Annotated in this window: 17 protein-coding genes; 13 read left to right on the top strand and 4 right to left on the bottom strand. The window is 52.1% G+C overall.

The annotated features are described in order from the left end of the window. Window positions 1-148 precede the first annotated feature (148 nt). Complete coding sequence (locus QN379_RS13680; protein WP_322233045.1) at window positions 149-1,150, top strand: tripartite tricarboxylate transporter substrate binding protein; 1,002 nt, start codon at window positions 149-151, stop codon at window positions 1,148-1,150. A 50-nt stretch (window positions 1,151-1,200) separates the two neighbouring features. Continuing rightward, entirely contained in the window at window positions 1,201-2,331 is a 1,131-nt protein-coding gene (locus QN379_RS13675) for a nitronate monooxygenase family protein (protein ID WP_323506874.1), read from the top strand. 12 nt (window positions 2,332-2,343) lie between these two features. On the opposite strand, the gene QN379_RS13670 is transcribed toward QN379_RS13675, so the two are convergent. Then, the gene (locus QN379_RS13670; RefSeq protein WP_322233041.1) at window positions 2,344-3,111 is read right to left on the bottom strand and encodes a hypothetical protein; all 768 of its coding nucleotides are present in this window, start codon (window positions 3,109-3,111) and stop codon (window positions 2,344-2,346) included. A gap of 243 nt (window positions 3,112-3,354) precedes the next feature. Between QN379_RS13670 and QN379_RS13665 the strand changes: the two genes are divergently transcribed. From QN379_RS13665 to QN379_RS13655, 3 genes are all read left to right on the top strand, one after another. Further along, the gene (locus tag QN379_RS13665; protein WP_322233039.1) at window positions 3,355-4,317 is read left to right on the top strand and encodes an alpha/beta hydrolase; all 963 of its coding nucleotides are present in this window, start codon (window positions 3,355-3,357) and stop codon (window positions 4,315-4,317) included. Between the two features lie 12 nt (window positions 4,318-4,329). After that, the gene (locus QN379_RS13660; RefSeq protein ID WP_323506873.1) at window positions 4,330-5,961 is read left to right on the top strand and encodes an NAD(P)/FAD-dependent oxidoreductase; all 1,632 of its coding nucleotides are present in this window, start codon (window positions 4,330-4,332) and stop codon (window positions 5,959-5,961) included. 111 nt (window positions 5,962-6,072) lie between these two features. Beyond that, entirely contained in the window at window positions 6,073-6,816 is a 744-nt protein-coding gene (locus tag QN379_RS13655; protein ID WP_323506872.1) for a glucose 1-dehydrogenase, read from the top strand. A gap of 15 nt (window positions 6,817-6,831) precedes the next feature. On the opposite strand, the gene QN379_RS13650 is transcribed toward QN379_RS13655, so the two are convergent. Then, window positions 6,832-7,098, bottom strand: coding sequence for a hypothetical protein (locus tag QN379_RS13650; protein ID WP_323506871.1), 267 nt, complete (start codon window positions 7,096-7,098; stop codon window positions 6,832-6,834). Window positions 7,099-7,327: 229 nt separating this feature from the next. On the opposite strand from QN379_RS13650, the gene QN379_RS13645 reads away from it, so the two are divergent. The 6 genes from QN379_RS13645 to QN379_RS13620 are packed head-to-tail and all read left to right on the top strand — an operon-like array spanning window position 7,328 to window position 13,843. Further along, the gene (locus QN379_RS13645; protein ID WP_323506870.1) at window positions 7,328-8,557 is read left to right on the top strand and encodes an ABC transporter substrate-binding protein; all 1,230 of its coding nucleotides are present in this window, start codon (window positions 7,328-7,330) and stop codon (window positions 8,555-8,557) included. A 1-nt stretch (window position 8,558) separates the two neighbouring features. Continuing rightward, on the top strand, window positions 8,559-9,425 hold the full coding sequence (locus tag QN379_RS13640; RefSeq protein WP_322233029.1) for a branched-chain amino acid ABC transporter permease: 867 nt from the start codon (window positions 8,559-8,561) through the stop codon (window positions 9,423-9,425). A gap of 4 nt (window positions 9,426-9,429) precedes the next feature. Next, window positions 9,430-10,548, top strand: coding sequence for a branched-chain amino acid ABC transporter permease (locus QN379_RS13635; RefSeq protein WP_322233027.1), 1,119 nt, complete (start codon window positions 9,430-9,432; stop codon window positions 10,546-10,548). Further along, entirely contained in the window at window positions 10,539-11,291 is a 753-nt protein-coding gene (locus tag QN379_RS13630; RefSeq protein WP_322233025.1) for an ABC transporter ATP-binding protein, read from the top strand. Before QN379_RS13635 ends, QN379_RS13630 begins: the two co-directional genes overlap by 10 nt. Before the next feature lie 47 nt (window positions 11,292-11,338). Beyond that, window positions 11,339-12,133: an ABC transporter ATP-binding protein gene (locus tag QN379_RS13625; protein WP_322233022.1), complete on the top strand. Its 795-nt coding sequence runs from the start codon at window positions 11,339-11,341 to the stop codon at window positions 12,131-12,133. A 54-nt stretch (window positions 12,134-12,187) separates the two neighbouring features. After that, a complete protein-coding gene (locus tag QN379_RS13620) occupies window positions 12,188-13,843 on the top strand; it encodes an NAD(P)/FAD-dependent oxidoreductase (RefSeq protein ID WP_323506869.1) in 1,656 nt (551 codons plus the stop codon). A 175-nt stretch (window positions 13,844-14,018) separates the two neighbouring features. On the opposite strand, the gene QN379_RS13615 is transcribed toward QN379_RS13620, so the two are convergent. After that, a complete protein-coding gene (locus QN379_RS13615) occupies window positions 14,019-14,795 on the bottom strand; it encodes a glucose 1-dehydrogenase (RefSeq protein WP_323506868.1) in 777 nt (258 codons plus the stop codon). A 434-nt stretch (window positions 14,796-15,229) separates the two neighbouring features. Between QN379_RS13615 and QN379_RS13610 the strand changes: the two genes are divergently transcribed. Then, entirely contained in the window at window positions 15,230-16,519 is a 1,290-nt protein-coding gene (locus QN379_RS13610; RefSeq protein ID WP_323506867.1) for an ABC transporter substrate-binding protein, read from the top strand. Window positions 16,520-16,772: 253 nt separating this feature from the next. Continuing rightward, the gene (locus tag QN379_RS13605; RefSeq protein WP_322233014.1) at window positions 16,773-17,531 is read left to right on the top strand and encodes an IclR family transcriptional regulator; all 759 of its coding nucleotides are present in this window, start codon (window positions 16,773-16,775) and stop codon (window positions 17,529-17,531) included. 150 nt (window positions 17,532-17,681) lie between these two features. Here QN379_RS13605 and QN379_RS13600 read toward each other — a convergent pair. Further along, on the bottom strand, window positions 17,682-17,861 hold a 180-nt coding region (locus QN379_RS13600; RefSeq protein ID WP_323506866.1), incomplete at its 5' end, for a hypothetical protein.

The raw sequence follows: 17,861 nt of genomic DNA, 5'->3' as shown, positions 1-17,861 counted from the left end.
AAATAAGTTATCCAAGGCTCGCGTGGTATCATTTTCGAAATAAAGAATAATAATTCGAAATTTCGATAAAGAGACGCAGCGTTCTGATGCTGATCGAGCATCATTTTCCGCATCCAATTCGCTTACCATCGCCCTAGGTAGAACAGCAATGACAATCCGATCACCCGCTTCGCCCCAGCGTCGCCACATCATTCAGAGCGCGGCCGTAGCCCTATCAAGTTTGGCGTTTGGTATTAATCCTGCCGCCGCCGCCCGCTTTACTGATGGGGTTGTAAAAATCATGGTCGGCTTTCCGCCCGGCGGTTCCGGCGATACGTTCGCGCGCATTTTTGCGAACGCATTACGGGAAGAGTTAGGCAATCCGATTATTATTGAAAATAAGCCTGGTGCCGGTGGTTTGACCGTCGCCCTGACATTTTTGCACGGCCCCAAGGATGGTAGTCAATTGATGATGGCAACCGGTTCCACTGCCGTGTCCGCCCCCATTTCGCATGCTAATCCGCCTTACAATCCAGTGACCGATTTCCAATGGATAGCGCTGCTGAGCAACGCCCCATTCGTGATCGCTGTCAACCCAAACCTTCCCTTTACGGACCTCAAGGGCCTCGTCGCTTACGCCAAAGCACATCCCAATAAATTATCTTATGGGCATGCCGGACTTGGTACAACGGTCCATCTGGCAGGCGAGCTATTTAAATCGATTGCAGGGATTGATGTAGCCGATATTGCGTACAAAGGTAGCGCGGGCGCGATTGTGGCTTCCCTAGCCGGTGAAGTGCAAATGGTTATCGAGACCTCCGGCACGCTCATGCCATATCAAAAATCCGGCAAATTGCGCATCATTACCACGATGGCGGAAGCGCGAGAAAGAAATCTGCCGGATGTGCCAACCTCACGGGAGGCAGGATACGATTTGATCGCGGGAACTGCTAACCTGCTTGCGGCACCATTAGGCACACCGCGTGATGTAACTGACCCGATTTCGCTGGCCGTAAATCGTACGATGGCGCGTCCTGCCATACAGGCACAGTTGACCCAACTGGGAATTGAACCTGTACTGAAATCTAGCCCTGCCCAAGCGCAAGCTTTTGTCGCTGCTGAAGTTGCACGCTGGACACCGCTGGTGAAAAAGCTTGGTATTGCGCTGTAACTCTTATTTAAATTTACTATCTCGCACTCGCTTCGCTAAGGAATAGAACTATGCGTACCCCTATTTGTGAAAAACTCGGTTGTGATTTACCGATCTTCGCTTTCTCTCACTGCCGCGACGTCGTGGTGGAAGTGACCAAGGCGGGCGGCTTCGGCGTGCTAGGTGCCTCGACTTTTTCGCCTGAGCAACTAGAAACCGAATTATGCTGGATCGATGAACATGTGGGCGGTCGCCCGTATGGAGTAGATGTCATTATTCCGACGAAGTACGACAAACAATCAGAAAGCAGCACGCAAGATCTGGAAAAGTTAATTCCGGATGAGCATCGCGCTTTCCTGGATAAAATATTGGATGACGCTGGCGTTCCGCCCCTTCCCGAAGACGAACGTGAGCGCATCCACGCTTCGATTGTGCATGGTCGCGGCAACATGACACCCGATGGTGCACGCCGCTTGCTACGCGTGGCGTTGACGCATCCCCAAGTCAAGCTGGTCGTCAGCGCGCTGGGATCGCCGCCACCGGATATAGTGGCAGAATTGCGCGAACGTGGTGTCATGATCGGTGCCATGTGCGGCAAAGGCGAGCATGCTGCGCGTCATCGCGCTGCTGGTGTCCAGCTTATCGTTGCGCAAGGCACTGAGGCAGGTGGACATACTGGTGATATCGCCACGATGGTATTGGTGCCGCAAGTCGTTGAAGCGTGCGGTGATGACGTCGCCGTGTTAGCGGCGGGCGGCATTGCCAAAGGTAGTCAGATTGCAGCGGCGCTGGCATTAGGAGCACAAGGGGTCTGGTGCGGCAGTCTTTGGCTCGGCACACGTGAGAGTGAGTTAGACCCATTTGAGAAAGAAGTCTTATTCGAGACTAAGACTGAGGATGCAGTGCGGCGTCGTGCCCGGACCGGCAAGCCGGTACGCATGATTAAGAGCTTACTGTCGGAGGCATGGGAGCAACCGGGTGCGCCCGCTTACTTACCGACTCCGCTACAAGGTATTCTCTACAACGAAGCGCATGCACGCGTAGTGCGCGCCAAGCGCAAGGATTTGTACTCTTTCCCTGTCGGTCAGGTCGTCGGCATGCTCAATGAAGAAAGTTCAGTGCGGGATGTCATGTACCGACTACAGCTTGAGTATATCGAGACCATGGAGCGACTACATAAGTTGTCGCCCTCAGACGCTTAAGCTACCGCAGGTTTAAGCAGGAACAACGCTGGCGTCAATCAGGGCGCTGGCGGGAAACTGCAATATGAGCACTTCAACACCTGTCGCCCCAGCTTGAAGTTCCAGCACATTATCGTGCGGGATAAAGAGTGTTGCCAAGGCAGTTAAATCTGTTTTGTCGACACACAGCGCACCGTCTGTCACTACATAAAAACGCCCACCGTTATTCTCCCCGCATTCAGGAGCAGCTACTTTGTGGTGGGGTGGCACACGGACGATCCATGCGGCAAGCCCGCTTTCTTCCGGCGCGATCAGCACTTCTTCAACTACTGATTCCAAACCAGACAATGCTTGCGCCATCACTGTGGCACTGGGTGCCGCATGCATTTGCTGTTTCTTAATGCGTAGCGGTAAATGTGGTCGTGATTCCGGCAGATACCATGCGCCAGTATCGCCAAGCAGGCGCAAAGTCAGATAAGAGACGCCCCCTTCACCAGACATCAGCGGCCCATAGGCAGAATAGCGAGACGCATAATGCACCTCTAAATGTCGGATGCCATGCTTTCCAAGAAATCCGTCGCCGGCGACAAATACCTGAAATTGATGCTGAGTATGAAAATGTGTCGGCAGCGTCCAATTCGCTTTTTGCTCGACCAGATAGGCTTGCGCTCTTGCTACGCCGTTGGTGGTAATTGCTTTGCTATCCGGCTCGATCAAATCGGTAATATGTCCAACGAACTGTGGACTATTGCGCGCACGACAACCGGTTTCTATTGTTCGCGCTTTTTCTAATGTTTGCATGACAATCAAAATAAATTCCTCTTTGAATTAACTTCATGAGTCTCAATTAAATTTCGAAATAGCGAAAACTTTTTCGAAATTAAAGTATAGTTATCTGCAATCGCCGCGTCAACCATGAGTCAATTGTGCACGAACAGGCGGTGCAACGACGCAAAAAAAACGATATAGTTGTCATAACAAAATGTCGCGTCGGATTTTTGACCTTAAGACGCCACGTCTCTATCAACCCACTCGAGTAATCACATGCCAACATTAGACCCTGAAGTCGAACATTTGCTCGCGCTAGGCCGTGCAGCGGGGCGCGTCCCGTTTGAAGCAATGACGCCCGACGCTGCCCGCGTTGCCTACGCTGCTTCGAAGGATGTCATGCAAGCACCATCAGTGGAAGTTGCATCGGTGCGTGATATTTATATTCCCGGATTGGGTGGATCCTTGTGCCTGCGGCTGTATCGTCCGATGGGCACTCTTCTGGACGAGCAACTTCCTTGTCTGGTCTTTTTGCATGGCGGCGGATGGGTGATCGGCAATCTGGAAAGCCACGACCGGTTATGTCGTCGCTTAGCCAATGCAGCGCGCGTGTGCGTGGTGGCGGTTGATTATCGGTTAGCACCGGAGCATCGCTTTCCAGCGGCGCTGGACGACGCAGCGACTGCATTGCGATGGGTCGTGGATAATGCCGTCGAGATGTCGATCGTGCCGGACCGCATTGCTGTCGGTGGCGACAGTGCAGGCGGCAACCTCGCCGCAGTACTGGCATTGATGGCACGCGATGGTACTGTGCCTCCGCTGGCGTTTCAGGCGCTGATTTATCCTGCCGTAGATTTGACTGCCGCCAGCAATTCCTATCAGACCATGACTGCTGGCATCCCGCTGACCGCCGCCACCATGCACTATTTCATTGATCATTACACGCCTGAGGTGAAGGACAGGCTTGACTGGCACGCTTCTCCGATCAAGGCTTCGAGTCTGGCCGGAACACCGCCTGCACTGGTCGTGACGGTCAGCAACGATCCGTTGTGTGACGAAGGGTTAGCATACGCCCGTCGGCTGGAGGAGGAGGGCGTGCGCGTCACCTCGTTGCACTTGTCGGACCAGATTCACGGCATGCTGATGATGGGACAATTTTTGTCTACCAGCAATATCGTTGTCGATTATATCGGCGCCACGCTCGGTGCCGCTTTGTATTCCCTTACCGCAACAGATTAGAAAGACACACCCATGATTCGCACTTCCTCACCCACTCACTCCGCCCTTGCAAGCGATGTCGACGTCGTTGTCGTTGGGGCTGGCTTTGCCGGTTTATATATGTTGCATCGCTTGCGCCAGCTCGGCTTGAAAACCCAAGTGTGCGAGGCGGGAAAGGGCGTGGGCGGCACTTGGTATTGGAACCGTTATCCTGGCGCCCGTTGCGACGTAGAAAGCATGCAATATTCCTATTCCTTCTCCGAGGAGTTACAACAGGAGTGGCAATGGACTGAGCGTTACCCGAAGCAGGACGAGATTTTGCGTTACATCAACCACGTCGCCGACCGTTTTGAATTGCGTTCCGACATCGCATTCGAAACCAGAATTAGCAGCGCCATCTATGATGCTGAAAGTCAGCGCTGGACTGTTCTTACAGAGCATGGCGACACCATGTCAGCGCGTTTCCTGATCACTGCCGCAGGTTGTCTGTCGGCAGCGCGCATGCCGGATCTGGCCGGACTGGATAGTTTTAAAGGACAGTTCTATCACACCGGAAACTGGCCGCATGAGCCGGTCGACTTCACCGGCAAGCGTGTCGGCGTTATTGGCACTGGCTCGTCCGGGGTCCAGACCATACCGGTGATTGCGCGTCAGGCCAGCGAATTAGTGGTGTTTCAGCGCACACCTAACTTCAGCATTCCTGCGTGGAATTGTCCACTATCGGACGAAGACCAACAAAGTTGGAAGGCTGACTACGCCGCGAACCGCGAAAAAGCGCGACACACCCGTTCCGGTATCTTGTATGAATACAGCACGCGCGCCACCACCGACGTGCCGGAAGCTGAGCGCGAGGCGGAATACGAGCGCCGCTGGCAGCGTGGCGGAGCCAACTACACGCATGCGTTCAACGATATTTATACCAACCGCAGCTCGAACGACAGCGCTGCACAATTCGTGCGAAATAAAATTCACACCACGGTCAATGATCCCGATGTCGCGGCATTGCTAGCACCGAACGACCACGCCATCGGCACCAAACGTATTTGCGTCGACACCGATTATTACCAGACATTTAATCAACCGCACGTCAGTCTGGTCGATTTGCGCACTGCACCGATTGTAGAAATCGTACCGGAAGGAATGCGTACCGCTGCTGCTACATATGATTTGGACTGTATCGTGTTTGCCACCGGTTACGACGCGGTGACCGGCGCGCTTGATCGCATTGATATTCGCGGGACCGGAGGCCTCTCACTAAAAGATAAATGGACTGATGGCCCGCGGACTTATTTGGGATTGATGACAGCTGGTTTCCCTAATCTCTTCTTCATTACGGGTCCTGGCAGTCCATCGATTTTGACCAACGTCGTCGTGGCGATCGAGCAGCATGTAAACTGGATCGCCAATTGTCTTGCTTCCATGCAAAAAAACGAGCGTGGGGTGGCCGAGGCGGATTTGAGTGCCGAGAACGATTGGGTCGCGCACGTGAATGAAGTCGCCTCAAAGACACTCTTTCCAAGTACGAAGTCCTGGTTTATGGGCGCAAATATTCCGGGGAAACCGCAAGTCTTTTTGCCTTATGTGGGCGGCTTCGGAAATTACAGCGTGATTTGCGAAGAAGTAGTCGCCGATGACTATCGTGGCTTTGCATTTACACCTGCCTGACGTTGCGCTGGACCGATCCAAACACCTGATGTGGCTATAACAGCCCGTGCGATCAACGGACCAATTTTGCATCAGGTGCAGAGCCTTTCAAACCTTATTATGAATGCCAATATGACTCACGAACAGACGCGTTTTACTAACAAAGTATTTTTGATTTCCGGCGGCGCACGTGGCCTCGGTACTGCGCAAGCCCGTTTTCTGGTGGCCGAAGGCGCGAAGGTTGTGATTGCCGATGTCCTGATCGAAGAAGGCCAGCAACTGGCGCAAGAATTAGGCGACGCGTGTATTTTTCAGCCGTTGGATGTCACCTCCGAAGCGCAGTGGGATGCAGCCGTTGCCGTCGCCCGCAGCATGGGAAAATTACACGGTTTGGTCAACAATGCTGGCGTGTACACCCCGCAAGCGCTAGTCGATACCGACACCGCCCAGTTCGAACGGCATATGCGCATCAATCAATTGGGTACTTTTCTTGGCATGCGCGCTGTGGTCGCAGCTTTCGAAGAAACCGGCAGCGGTGCGATCGTAAATATGTCATCCACTGTGGCCTTGCGCAGCGCGCCGAATTCAATCGCTTACACGGCCAGCAAATGGGCGGTGCGCGGTATGACCAAGGCCGCCGCGCTGGAATTGGCGGATCGCAATATTCGTGTCAATTCGGTTCATCCAGGGCCGATTGATACCGATATGCTCAACATCCGTAGCCGCGAAGAAAACCTTCGTCGGGTACAGCAAGTGCCAATGAAACGTCTTGGCACCAAGGAAGAAATTGCCAAATTGGTGTTGTTTCTTTTGTCTGATGACAGCGCATACATGACCGGATCGGAAGTAGCTATGGACGGCGGTGCCGCCCTATAGTTTGTAGGAGCTACGTCAACCCGCCCCAGCGGCTTTGTGCTTTCCTTGCCGTACTGGCGTACTGTCTGCGTCGGCAGGATTGGCAAGCCCGTTGCTGGGACGGGTTTGCGTAACTCCTACAAAACCGATTTGGCATCCAAGTGCTTCGCCAACGGGGTATTCTTCTTCTTCTTCTTCTTCTTCTTCTTCTTCTTCTTCTTCTTCTTCTTCTTCTTCTTCTTCTTCTTCCCGTATTTTTCTACCTTTACTCCCCAAGTTAATGTCTTTGTGGTGAAGGTTCATAGCCACTTCGCGGGGCAAAGTTGCCTATGTCTTATCACTATTTCCTGGATGCATTAAGCATTGAAATGTTTCGGCGATAAATCGTTAAATCAACCTTGCTGGGATGCATATTCGTGATAATATTTTCGCAAACAAAGATTGGTTTTCGAATATTCGAAAAACACTAAATATTAAAACGACTTTCCTGCGATCGCTTAGCGTTGACAGGTGAGCGACCACGGGAGATGAAATGACTATGTTGAAAAGTGGCGCACGCGCCTCTGCTGGTAAATTTGCGCTTGGCTTGATCGCAGCCAGCTTCGCTTTTAGCGCTAATGCTTTCGAGCAAGAAAGCGATGGCGTCTATGCCGATCATATTGATTGGGGCGTCATGATGGATCTGAGTGGACCGGCTTCGGCAGCCCAGTTGCCTTGGGTAAAGGGTTTTCAGGCGTATATGCGCAAGGTGAATGAAAGCGCCGGTATTCATGGCCGCAAAATCAACATTCTGGCTGAAGATGACCGCTACGACGCATCGCTGGATCGCGTCGCTTACGACAAGCTAGTCAATCAAACTCCCGTATTAGGCATTTCTGGCGTCGGCAACTCGAGCGCGCAGGTTGCCTTGGCACCGTCAATCCGACGTGGCAAGGTGCCTATTGTCGGTACTTATGTGACGACCAAACCAGCGGTTGAGCCTGCATCGCCACTATTTTATGGTTCCTTTTGCGGTTTCCGTGAAATGGCACAAGTTGGTGTCGGATTTTTTATCGATAAGCTGAAACTGAAAGCGCCAACGGTCGCCACCATCAACCTTGATGTCGCGTCCGGTAAAGAATACGCAGGATATATTGATGAAGCGGTGGCGCAGCGCGGCGGCACGTCGAAGTCGATTCAAATAAAAGTAGCCGCTGCTGATGCGACTGCGCAAGTGCTCGAAATCATTAAAATGAAACCGGATTTCGTCGCCATTCATGGCGTACCGACTACCGCCATTTTGGTAATGCGGGCGATGCAGCAATACGGTTTGAATATTCCAACCTTCGCCATTACTTATCTCGGCACGCCGGGTGTGTATGAGGCTTTGGGCCCTAAGACTGGCAGCAACTATTATTTTGTCAGCTGCTTCACGCCGGGCGGAATCGAAGAAACGCCTGCTATTAAAGAGATGTCGGCGTTAGCCGATAAATATGGCAATGGCGCGTTGAAGAACGATGGTAATTATGTCGCCGGATGGGTGGTTGGCCAACTGGCAGCCGAATCGATCGCCCGGGCTGGCGCTGCGCCGACCCGTGCTGCGATGGTTGCAGCAATGGCGAAAGGCTTTGAAGTAGATACTAAAGGCGTATCGTCGCAACTGAAATACACACCCGACAATCATCTTGGGTTAGTGCAACTGAGACCTTATAACTACGATTACGACACCAAGCGCTTCAAGGCGTATGGCAAGTACGGTGACTATCAGCAGGTCGCCAAATAATATGATGACCCAAATCCTTTTCAGCGGCTTAGCGCTGGGTAGCATTTACGGCTTGGTGGCGCTTGGCTTCGCGGTGATATTTAAGGCGACCGGGGTGTTTAATTTTGCCCAGGGTATGTTGGTTGTTGTCGGTGCTTATTTGGCCGTGACTGGCAGTACGCAGCTCGGTTTGCCTTTCCCGATGGCGGTGGTTTTCATCGTCCTTTCCGCGGCATTATTGGGCGCTGCAATCCATGCGTTATTGATTCGTCCTTTGGCCGGTCGTCCATTGTTACCGGTGATTATGATCACTATTGCATTGGCGATTGTGCTGCGTGCCATGATCGAATTGATTTACGGACCACAGGCAAGGTCATTGATGACGCCCTTGCCAACCGGCAGTTTTTTAGTCGGCGGTGTACGGATATCAGAATTGCATTTAACCGCTGCGTTGGTGAGTTGGGCCTGTATGGCAGGCGTGGGTGCTTTCTTCAAGTTCACGTCGGCCGGTTTACTGATGCGGGCCACTGCTGATAGTCATGAAGCAGCGCTTGTGTCTGGCATCAACGTCAATCGCATCAATGCCCTGGCGTGGGCTATCGGATGCGTCCTGGCGGCTATCGGGGGCGTCTTTTTAGGACAGTTGCAAGTGGCGACTGTCGAGCTGGAAAACATTGGTTTGCTGGCCTTACCAGCGGTGGTGATCGGTGGCTTGCAAAGTATTCCGGGCGCCATTGTGGGTGGTTTGCTGGTTGGCTTAATTGAACAATTCGGGTCCGCATATATCTCACCTAAAGCGCGTGACATATTGATTTATGCACCGCTATTGATGATTCTGATGGTGAGACCGTGGGGTTTGTTCGGTCAACGTGAACTCGGTCGGGTGTGATGCGATGAGTACTCAACCTCAATTACAGGCATCCGCCCAAACATTGGTGATCCCAACACCAGCCGCTGTTTTTCCCTGGCGCTGGATCGGCATCATCGCTGCTATCGCTATTCTGTGCTACTTACCGGTGGTACTGGATCAACGTGCGATATTCGGTTTTCGGCTATCTAACCTGCAACTGCTGAATATTGGTTTAACGCAAGTCAACCTGACGCTGATCGCCATTTTAGGTGCACTATCGCTCAATTATTTAACGGGTTGTGCCGGTTTGATTTCTATCGGTCACGCTGCGTTTTATGCGGTTGGTGCGATTGCTGCCGCCGTGACGGGAACGCAATGGGGCTGGCCTTTTCCATTGGTGCTGATCGCCGCGGGAGTAGCTGGCGCCTTAGCCGGAGTCTTCGCGGGTTTGCCGTCGTTACGCGTGCGCGGATTGTATTTTGTGCTGTCAACGTTAGCGTTGCATTTTATCGTCGTATATCTGCTTGCCGAATACCAGTACAAATTCTTTGACGTAGTGGGTATTCCTTTCAACGAAGCTAAGGTCGGACCGTTTGCACTCGACTCTGGATTGCGCTGGTATTTCTTTTTGCTGCCATTGGTGGCCGTGGTTTATATGTGTTTGCGCAACACCATGCGCTCACGTGAAGGGCGCGCATTGATGGCAATGCGTGATCATGAGCTGGCTGCCACTGCGGCTGGTATCGACGTACGCATTTTGCGCTTGAAAGCCTTCGCTTTTAGCTCCGCCATCGCTGCAATGGCGGGTGCTTTATACGCGTATTTCATGACCAATGTTGCTGCGGATTTTTTCAGCATCAACTTCGCGGTCCAGTTCATCGCCATGATCATTATTGGCGGGATGGGATCGCTGGCCGGTTCAGTATGTGGGGCGGTTATCTGGTTATTGTTGCCAGCCGTGATCAGCGGTTTTGCGACCCATGCGGGCGGATCGCCTGGTGTGGTTGGTCAGTTTTTGCTAAATAGTAAGCCGCAACTGGTGAATCTGACTTTTGGACTGCTGGTGGTTATATTGTTGATTTTTGCGCCGGGCGGCATGGCTGGCCTTGGCGTCCAATTGCGTAAGCGGTTTTCCTCATGGCGGAGCAACGTATGGAAATAATGCTCAATGTAGACAATCTGTCGGTTGCCTATGCACGTAAAGGTTTGGCGCTGGATTCGGTCAGTCTGGCCTTGCCAGCGGGCAGCATCGTCGCCCTGCTAGGCGCTAATGGTGCTGGCAAAACCACCTTAATCCGCGCGATTACCGGTTTGCTGGGTTTGCATGGCGGCGGCGTCACAGCTGGCAGGATCGATTTCGCAGGGAATTCTATTCTTGGTTTGCCTTCGCACCAATTGGTGCGACTTGGTATGGCGCAGGTGCCGGAAGGCAGACTGGTATTCAAGCAATTAAGCGTCGAAGAAAACTTACAGGTCGGCGCTGCTATATTGCCGCGGGCGGCTGTCAGCAAACGGATGGAAGCGGTATACACACTTTTTCCACGCTTGCTTGAGCGACGTCGACAAGCCGCTGGCTGGCTTTCCGGCGGTGAACAGCAAATGCTGGCGTTAGGACGGGCGTTGGTAGCAGGACCCCGACTATTGCTGGTCGATGAGCTGTCGCTAGGCCTCGCGCCCTTGATCGTGGAAACGATTTATGAGCAACTGAAAGTCGTCGGCGACACCTTGGGAACCTCCATGTTGGTGGTCGAGCAAAACGCGCGATTGGCACTGCAATTCGCCAGCACCGCTTATGTCCTGGATCGTGGCCGGATTGTATTGTCCGGTCCTGCGAGTGAAGTAGCCGCCAGCGCATTGGTCAAGCAATCTTACCTTGGCAGTCAGCGCGAAGAGGCAACAGTTTGAGCGCCCCGAGTGAGATGAACACTAGCAAGATGCCATCAACGACTACTATGAAGAGTAACGTTTTACTCAATATTGCATCGTTGCAAATGCGCTTTCAGGGTTTAAGTGCGCTGGATGACGTGTCATTTACCGCACAAACAGGGCAGATTACCTCGTTGATCGGTCCTAATGGCGCCGGAAAAACCACCTTATTTAACTGCGTCACTGGCATGTATCGGCCAACATCGGGACAGGTGGTTTTCGACGGTGCCGACATTACAGGGAAAGCAGCGCATCAGGTCTCGCGGCATGGCGTGGCGCGGACGTTCCAGAATTTGGCATTGTTCGGTGGCCTGACGGTGATGGATAACTTGTTGGTTGGCGCATATCGGCAAGGCGCATCCGGCCTGCTGCAAGGTGCTGTCACAAGCTGGCGGGCGCGTGCGGAGCAACGGGCCGCATTCACGGCAGCGACCGAGGTTTTGGAATTTTTAGGTATGCCCGATATCGCTGACGTGTTGCCGGGAGAGTTACCTTATGGACGACAAAAGCAAGTCGAATTCGCCCGTGCGTTAATGCAAAAAGCGCGCTTGGTGTTGCTCGATGAACCGATGGCTGGTATGAGTAGCGCGGAAAAAAGCGCAATGACCGAATTGATCTTGCGCGTGCGTGAGCAATACGGCGTCAGCTTTTTGATTGTGGAACATGACATCCCGGTGATCATGGATATTTCTGACAAGATCGTCGTTCTTGATTTTGGCCGCAAAATCGCTGAGGGAACGCCGCGCGAGGTGCAGGCAAATCCAGCGGTGATCAAGGCGTATCTTGGCACCGAACATGGCGCTGCCACGGACAACGTTTAAATTTTTTACACACCAGCTTTTCGCTGCGATAACTATAAAAAAGAGACCGATACGATGCCACATTCCAAGCCACCGTTGCAGCATGGCGACGCCCAAGTCAAATCATTGAATTCTGCATCGGATGCAGCGTACGACGTCTTAATCATCGGAGCCGGATTTGCCGGCTTGCACATGCTGCATCAGGTTCGTGCAATGGGTTTGACAGCGCGTGTCTTCGAGGCCGCAAATGATGTCGGTGGTGTCTGGTATTGGAATCGCTACCCCGGCGCTCGTTGTGACGTAGAAAGCTTACAGTACTCGTATTCGTTTTCTACTGAACTTGAGCAGGAATGGGTCTGGACCGAAAAGTACGCGGCACAGCCAGAAATATTACGCTATATCATGCACGTAGCGGATCGCTTCGATCTGCGTCGGGATATTGATTTTAATACGCGCATTACGGCTGCAATTTTCGATGAAACGCAAAATCGCTGGCAATTGGAAACTGATACTGGCGCACAGGCATCCGGACGTTTTTGCGTGATGGCAAGTGGTTCGCTCTCTGCCACAAGATTGCCGGATATTCCGGGTCTGGCCAAGTTCACCGGCAAGATTTATCATGCCGGCGCATGGCCGCATGAAGGTGTCGATTTCAGTGGCAAAAGGGTGGGCGTGATCGGGACCGGTTCTTCCGGCATTCAAACGATTCCTGCGCTCGCCCGTCAAGTAGAAAACTTAGTGGTCTTTCAACGTACCGCCAACTTTTCCATTCCAGGATGGAACGAAGCGCTCAAGCCCGAAGACCAGCAACAATGGAAAAGCGTCTATCGCGAACACCGCACCCGGGCGCGCGAAGTGGGGACCTTGTATGAGTTTTCAGATAAAGGCGCGATGCAGGCGACGGAACAAGAGCGCGCACAAGAATACGAACGTCGCTGGAATAAAGGCGGCGTCAACTTCGTTCATTCCTTTAATGATGTGATGGTCGATAAGCGTGCCAATGACACGATTTCAGACTTCGTTCGCGCCCGAATTAGAAATACAGTAGAAGATCCTGTCGTGGCAGAAATGCTCTGTCCACACGATCATCCGCTTGGCACCAAACGTATTTGTGTAGATACCGGTTATTACGAAACATACAATCGCACCAACGTTAAACTGGTCGATTTAAAAAAGACGCCGATTACCGAAGTAAGTGCTGAAGGGGTGCGTTGTGGTGACACAGAATATGCGTTAGATGCGCTGGTGTGTGCGACCGGTTACGACGCATTGACCGGGGCGCTACTGAACATGGATATTCGTGGCAGAAACGGCTTGACGCTGGTCGATAAATGGGCCGATGGGCCATGCACTTATCTGGGCTTAATGACGGCCGGTTTCCCCAATATGTTCATCATCACAGGCGCGGGAAGTCCGTCTGCGCTAGTCAATATGGTGGTCGGTATTGAGCAGCATGTTGAGTGGATTAGTGATTGTATAACCTATCTGGATCGAGAGAAAATCACCACCATTGAGGCGGGAGTGCCGGCGGAAAAAGACTGGGTAGAGCATGTCAATAAAGCGGCTAACAAGACACTTTTCCCACTGGCTAATTCATGGTTTTTGGGTGCCAATATTCCGGGGAAACCACGCGTATTCATGCCGTATGTGGCAAGAATTGGGGTGTACCGCAAGGAGTGTGATGAGATTGCGGATAATGCCTATCGCGGGTTTATCCTGACCGCGGCATAATTGATCAGACCGCAATCAAACCACAATCTTAAAATTAAAATTGCTGTGATGAATACCTGAATTTATTTCAGGTTTCAACCTCACGCTTGCAACATTACTTCAACTTGTTATCACGCCTACGATGAACGATTTCATCGTAGGCACATTCTACTGCGTCATTAGACGTTGATGCAGCTTAACAGGCCAGAAATCCACCATCGACCGGCAATATGACGCCAGTGACATAACTCGCCATCTCAGAGGCCAGGAACACGACTGGTCCAACCAATTCCTCCGCTTGCCCAACGCGTCCCAACGGCATTCTAAGCATAAATTTATGCAGCGTTTCAGGTGTGCCGCGACTATCAATAGTCATTGGTGTTTCGATCAATCCCGGGGCGATAGCATTCACGCGGATGCCGTCTTTGGCAAGTTCCACCGCCAGCGATTGGGTAAGCAGTTTGACCGCGCCTTTAGAGGGCGAATAACCCATACTGTTAGGCTGTCCGGCAAAGGCAGCGACTGAAGCCACATTAATGACTGTTCCACGTGTTGCACGCAATGCTGGTAACCATGCGTGCGTCACGTTGAAAGTGCCATTGACATTGACATCCATCATGCGCTGCATATTGGCGACAACACGTGGACTATCTATATTCTCGCGGATCAGGATTCCAGCATTATTAACAACCACATTCACCTGACCAATTTCATCACCAATTTTTTGCGCAAGAGCCGCACAGGCGTCGGTCGACGTAACATCGAGAACGTGCGCCCACGCTTCTCCGCCAGCGGCACGAATCTCTTCTTCCACTTGCTTGATGTTGGCTGCGTTGATGTCGGTGACGATGACACGCGCACCAGCTCGGGCCAGGCCAATTGCAATGGCGCGACCGTTTCCTTGCCCTGCACCGGTTACCAGCGCCAAACGTCCAGTCAGCACCTGCGGTGCCATATTCGAAGAAATGTCCATGTGTGTTTCCTTTTGGTTGTGCGCTGCAATACTTAGCATGTCCGTAGTTGTGCGGATTAATGTTTAACGTTGCGGCGCGTTTGAAGAGGTGATTTCCATGGCAGGTGTCATGGAAGTATTTTTCCAAATATCGAAATATATTTTTTATTTTCGAAAATATTAACACATAATGATTTTAATAAAATTGATGATGAAGACTTTGAGTTCGAACAGATCGGTGCTTTGGACGAAACAGTGTTCGTTACGTCTGCAACTTTTTTATAAATCAAAAAGAGGGAAATAAAAGGGGATTAACAAAGCCAAAGAAGAGAAGAAAAAAATAAAAGAGACGTGAAAGATCACGCTCGAATCCATGTCAGTCGTCAAAAGGGCGCTCAGAAATTAATCGAGACGTTCGATACGACTTGGCATAGTTGCCAAATTCAGGAGACAAAATGAATCACCATCATCATCACCATAATCATGCGGTCAAACCGTCTACTTTCTTTTTCAGATATAAAACACCCACATCAGGTCTGAGTAGCTGTGTCAGAAGAGTAAGCGTCAGTCTGGTCATCGCCACCGTAGCGATCACCGCGCATGCCTTTGAACAACCTAACGATGGCGTGTACGCCGACAGGATTGATTGGGGCGTGATCATGGATATGAGCGGCACGGCGTCAGGATCGCAGATACCTTGGGTCCGCGGAATGCAGTCGTACATGCGCAACCTTAACGAGGCCGGAGGAATCAACGGCCGTAAAGTTAATCTTGTACTTGAGGATGATCGTTACGAGGCGCCATTGGTACGCATCGCCTATGAAAAATTGAGTAGCCAGACGCCAGTCATTGGCATATCAGGATTGGGTAACACCAGCGCCCAGGTCGCGTTAATGCCATCTATTCGCCGTGGCAAACTACCCGTCGTCGGAACCTTCGCCGTCACCAAAGCCGGTATCGAACCGCCGTCGCCGATGTTCTACAACGGGTACTGCGGGTTCAAGCAAATGGCGCAGGTCGGGGTCGGCTATTTTGCGGATAAACTTAAACTCAAGGCGCTCAAAGTTGCAACTGTTCACATGGATGTGGCGGGGGGAAAGGAGTACGCCGATTATGTCGATGCAGAAGTGCATAAATATGGTGGTACCTCGCAAGCGTTTCCAGTCAAGGTCGGTTCAGCCGACGTGACCGCGCAAGTGATGGGAATCATCGCCATGAAGCCGGATGTTGTGACGGTATACGGCGTTCCTACTCCGACCATTTTGCTGATGCGGACGATGCTGCAATATGGTTTGAAAATTCCTACTTTTTCCATTACGCAACTTGGTACGCCTGATATCTATTCTGCGTTGGGCCCTGAGGCCGGTCGCGATTATCACTTTGTCAGTTGCTTCACGCCAGGTGACATTGAGGAACCGGGTGGTATCAAGGAAATGGCAGCCGCCGCTGATAAATACGGTTTCGGCGGATTGAAGACCAACGTCAATTTTGTGGGTGGATGGGTGGTTGGCGAACTGGTGGCGGATGCGATTACAAGAGCAGGGAAGGAGCCGACCCGTGCAGCGATGGTAGAAGCGATGTCAAAAGGCTTTGAAGTCGACACGAAGGGTGTTTCTTCACCGCTGAAATTTACTCCCGATAATCATCTTGGCATGTCAGCATTGCGGGTATACAGCTATGACTACGATGCAAAACGGTTTAAAGCCTACGGCAAGTACAGCGATTATCTCAAGTACGTTAAATAGTCCTGAAATAGTTTATTAAACTATCTCTCTAAATATGCACAAATATGCTCACGTCATTCCTTCAGTTAATGTGAAGGAATGACGTTATCGGTAGTGCGTAAAGTTGACGTGTTGAGATGGCACAAATTTTGCTATAATTTCGAGTCGAAAAATCACTTTTCGATATTTCGAAACTACTAAATCATTTGGTCAATAACAGTATCTTGTCGCCATCCGTGGCAGGATCGGTAATTTCTGTTTAACGAGGCATCCCATGAGTCCGGACCGATATCTACGCACCTTCGATGTGCTTGACTTGTTAGTGCGCTTTAAAGAAGGTCTGCGCCTGACCGAAATCAAAGAAGCGTTAGGCCTGCCGGTCAGCAGTGTCCACAATATGTTGCAAACCATGGTGGCGGCAGAAGTCTTAACCATGACGGAAGACTTGCGCTACTCAATCGGTCCGCGAGTCGTCGGCATCGCGCTATCGACCGTGGCCTCGCTCGATGTGCGGCCATTGGCGCGCCGCCATTTGCAAGATCTGGCAAAAATCATTGGCGACGACGTCTATCTCGGAATGAATATGGGGCAGCGTGTGTTTTATGTTGACCGATGCATGGGTACGCAGCGTATTTCGCTCGATATTCGTTTGGGCGAGCGGCTGTCGCTGCACTGCACCGCGACCGGCAAGCTATTCGCCGCCAACGATACGCGCCTTGCTGCGAAGGCTTTATCTGGGCCGCTAAAAAAACTGACTACTAATACCATCACTGATGCGCGTGCATTGGAAGCGGAATATCAGCGCATTCGCAAGCAGGGTTACGCGAAAAGCGAAGAGGAAGCGGTCGAAGGCGTTGTCGGCTATGCCATTCCCATCCGACATGCCAATGGTAATTTGGCGGGGGCGATTCACGTTTCCGTCATTGGTCGGCGGGCAACCAAGTCGCACGAACATAAACTATTGGATGCCGCCCGTGCTTGCGCAGAGCAGATTGAGCGCAGCCTAGGCAACATACGGCCGGTCCTGACGTAAACGCGCCCCAGCGGCGTTGTGCTTTCCTTGCCGCACTAGCGTGCTGTCTGCGTCGGCACGCCTTGCTGGGACGCGTTTGCGTCAGGACCGTTGGCTGACTTGGCGACCGTCTTAACCTCCCCCAATATGCGTTGTGCCTTCCTTGCCGCACTAGCGTGCTGTCTGCGTCGGCACGCCTTGCTGGGACGCGTTTGCGTCAGGACCGTTGGCTGACTTGGCGACCGTCTTAACCTCCCCCAAGATGCGTTGTGCCTTCCTTGCCGCACTAGCGTGCTGTCTGCGTCGGCACGCCTTGCTGGGACGCGTTTGCGTCAGGACCGTTGGCTGACT

The organism is Glaciimonas sp. Gout2, assembly GCF_035018905.1.
Taxonomy (GTDB): Bacteria; Pseudomonadota; Gammaproteobacteria; order Burkholderiales; family Burkholderiaceae_D; genus Glaciimonas.
Note: the sequence above shows the minus strand (reverse complement) of the source record. Positions and strands in the feature narration are given on the sequence as shown.

What these genes read in the sequence shown, in the direction of transcription:
- QN379_RS13660 (WP_323506873.1), top strand. Translation starts at nt 4,330, where the DNA reads ATGATTCGCACTTCCTCACCCACTCACTCCGCCCTTGCAAGCGATGTC.
- QN379_RS13635 (WP_322233027.1), top strand. Translation starts at nt 9,430, where the DNA reads ATGAGTACTCAACCTCAATTACAGGCATCCGCCCAAACATTGGTGATC.
- QN379_RS13670 (WP_322233041.1), bottom strand. Translation starts at nt 3,111, where the DNA reads ATGCAAACATTAGAAAAAGCGCGAACAATAGAAACCGGTTGTCGTGCG.
- QN379_RS13680 (WP_322233045.1), top strand. Translation starts at nt 149, where the DNA reads ATGACAATCCGATCACCCGCTTCGCCCCAGCGTCGCCACATCATTCAG.
- QN379_RS13625 (WP_322233022.1), top strand. Translation starts at nt 11,339, where the DNA reads ATGAAGAGTAACGTTTTACTCAATATTGCATCGTTGCAAATGCGCTTT.
- QN379_RS13650 (WP_323506871.1), bottom strand. Translation starts at nt 7,098, where the DNA reads ATGAACCTTCACCACAAAGACATTAACTTGGGGAGTAAAGGTAGAAAA.
- QN379_RS13675 (WP_323506874.1), top strand. Translation starts at nt 1,201, where the DNA reads ATGCGTACCCCTATTTGTGAAAAACTCGGTTGTGATTTACCGATCTTC.
- QN379_RS13665 (WP_322233039.1), top strand. Translation starts at nt 3,355, where the DNA reads ATGCCAACATTAGACCCTGAAGTCGAACATTTGCTCGCGCTAGGCCGT.
- QN379_RS13630 (WP_322233025.1), top strand. Translation starts at nt 10,539, where the DNA reads ATGGAAATAATGCTCAATGTAGACAATCTGTCGGTTGCCTATGCACGT.
- QN379_RS13640 (WP_322233029.1), top strand. Translation starts at nt 8,559, where the DNA reads ATGATGACCCAAATCCTTTTCAGCGGCTTAGCGCTGGGTAGCATTTAC.
- QN379_RS13605 (WP_322233014.1), top strand. Translation starts at nt 16,773, where the DNA reads ATGAGTCCGGACCGATATCTACGCACCTTCGATGTGCTTGACTTGTTA.
- QN379_RS13645 (WP_323506870.1), top strand. Translation starts at nt 7,328, where the DNA reads ATGACTATGTTGAAAAGTGGCGCACGCGCCTCTGCTGGTAAATTTGCG.
- QN379_RS13655 (WP_323506872.1), top strand. Translation starts at nt 6,073, where the DNA reads ATGACTCACGAACAGACGCGTTTTACTAACAAAGTATTTTTGATTTCC.
- QN379_RS13620 (WP_323506869.1), top strand. Translation starts at nt 12,188, where the DNA reads ATGCCACATTCCAAGCCACCGTTGCAGCATGGCGACGCCCAAGTCAAA.
- QN379_RS13610 (WP_323506867.1), top strand. Translation starts at nt 15,230, where the DNA reads ATGAATCACCATCATCATCACCATAATCATGCGGTCAAACCGTCTACT.
- QN379_RS13615 (WP_323506868.1), bottom strand. Translation starts at nt 14,795, where the DNA reads ATGGACATTTCTTCGAATATGGCACCGCAGGTGCTGACTGGACGTTTG.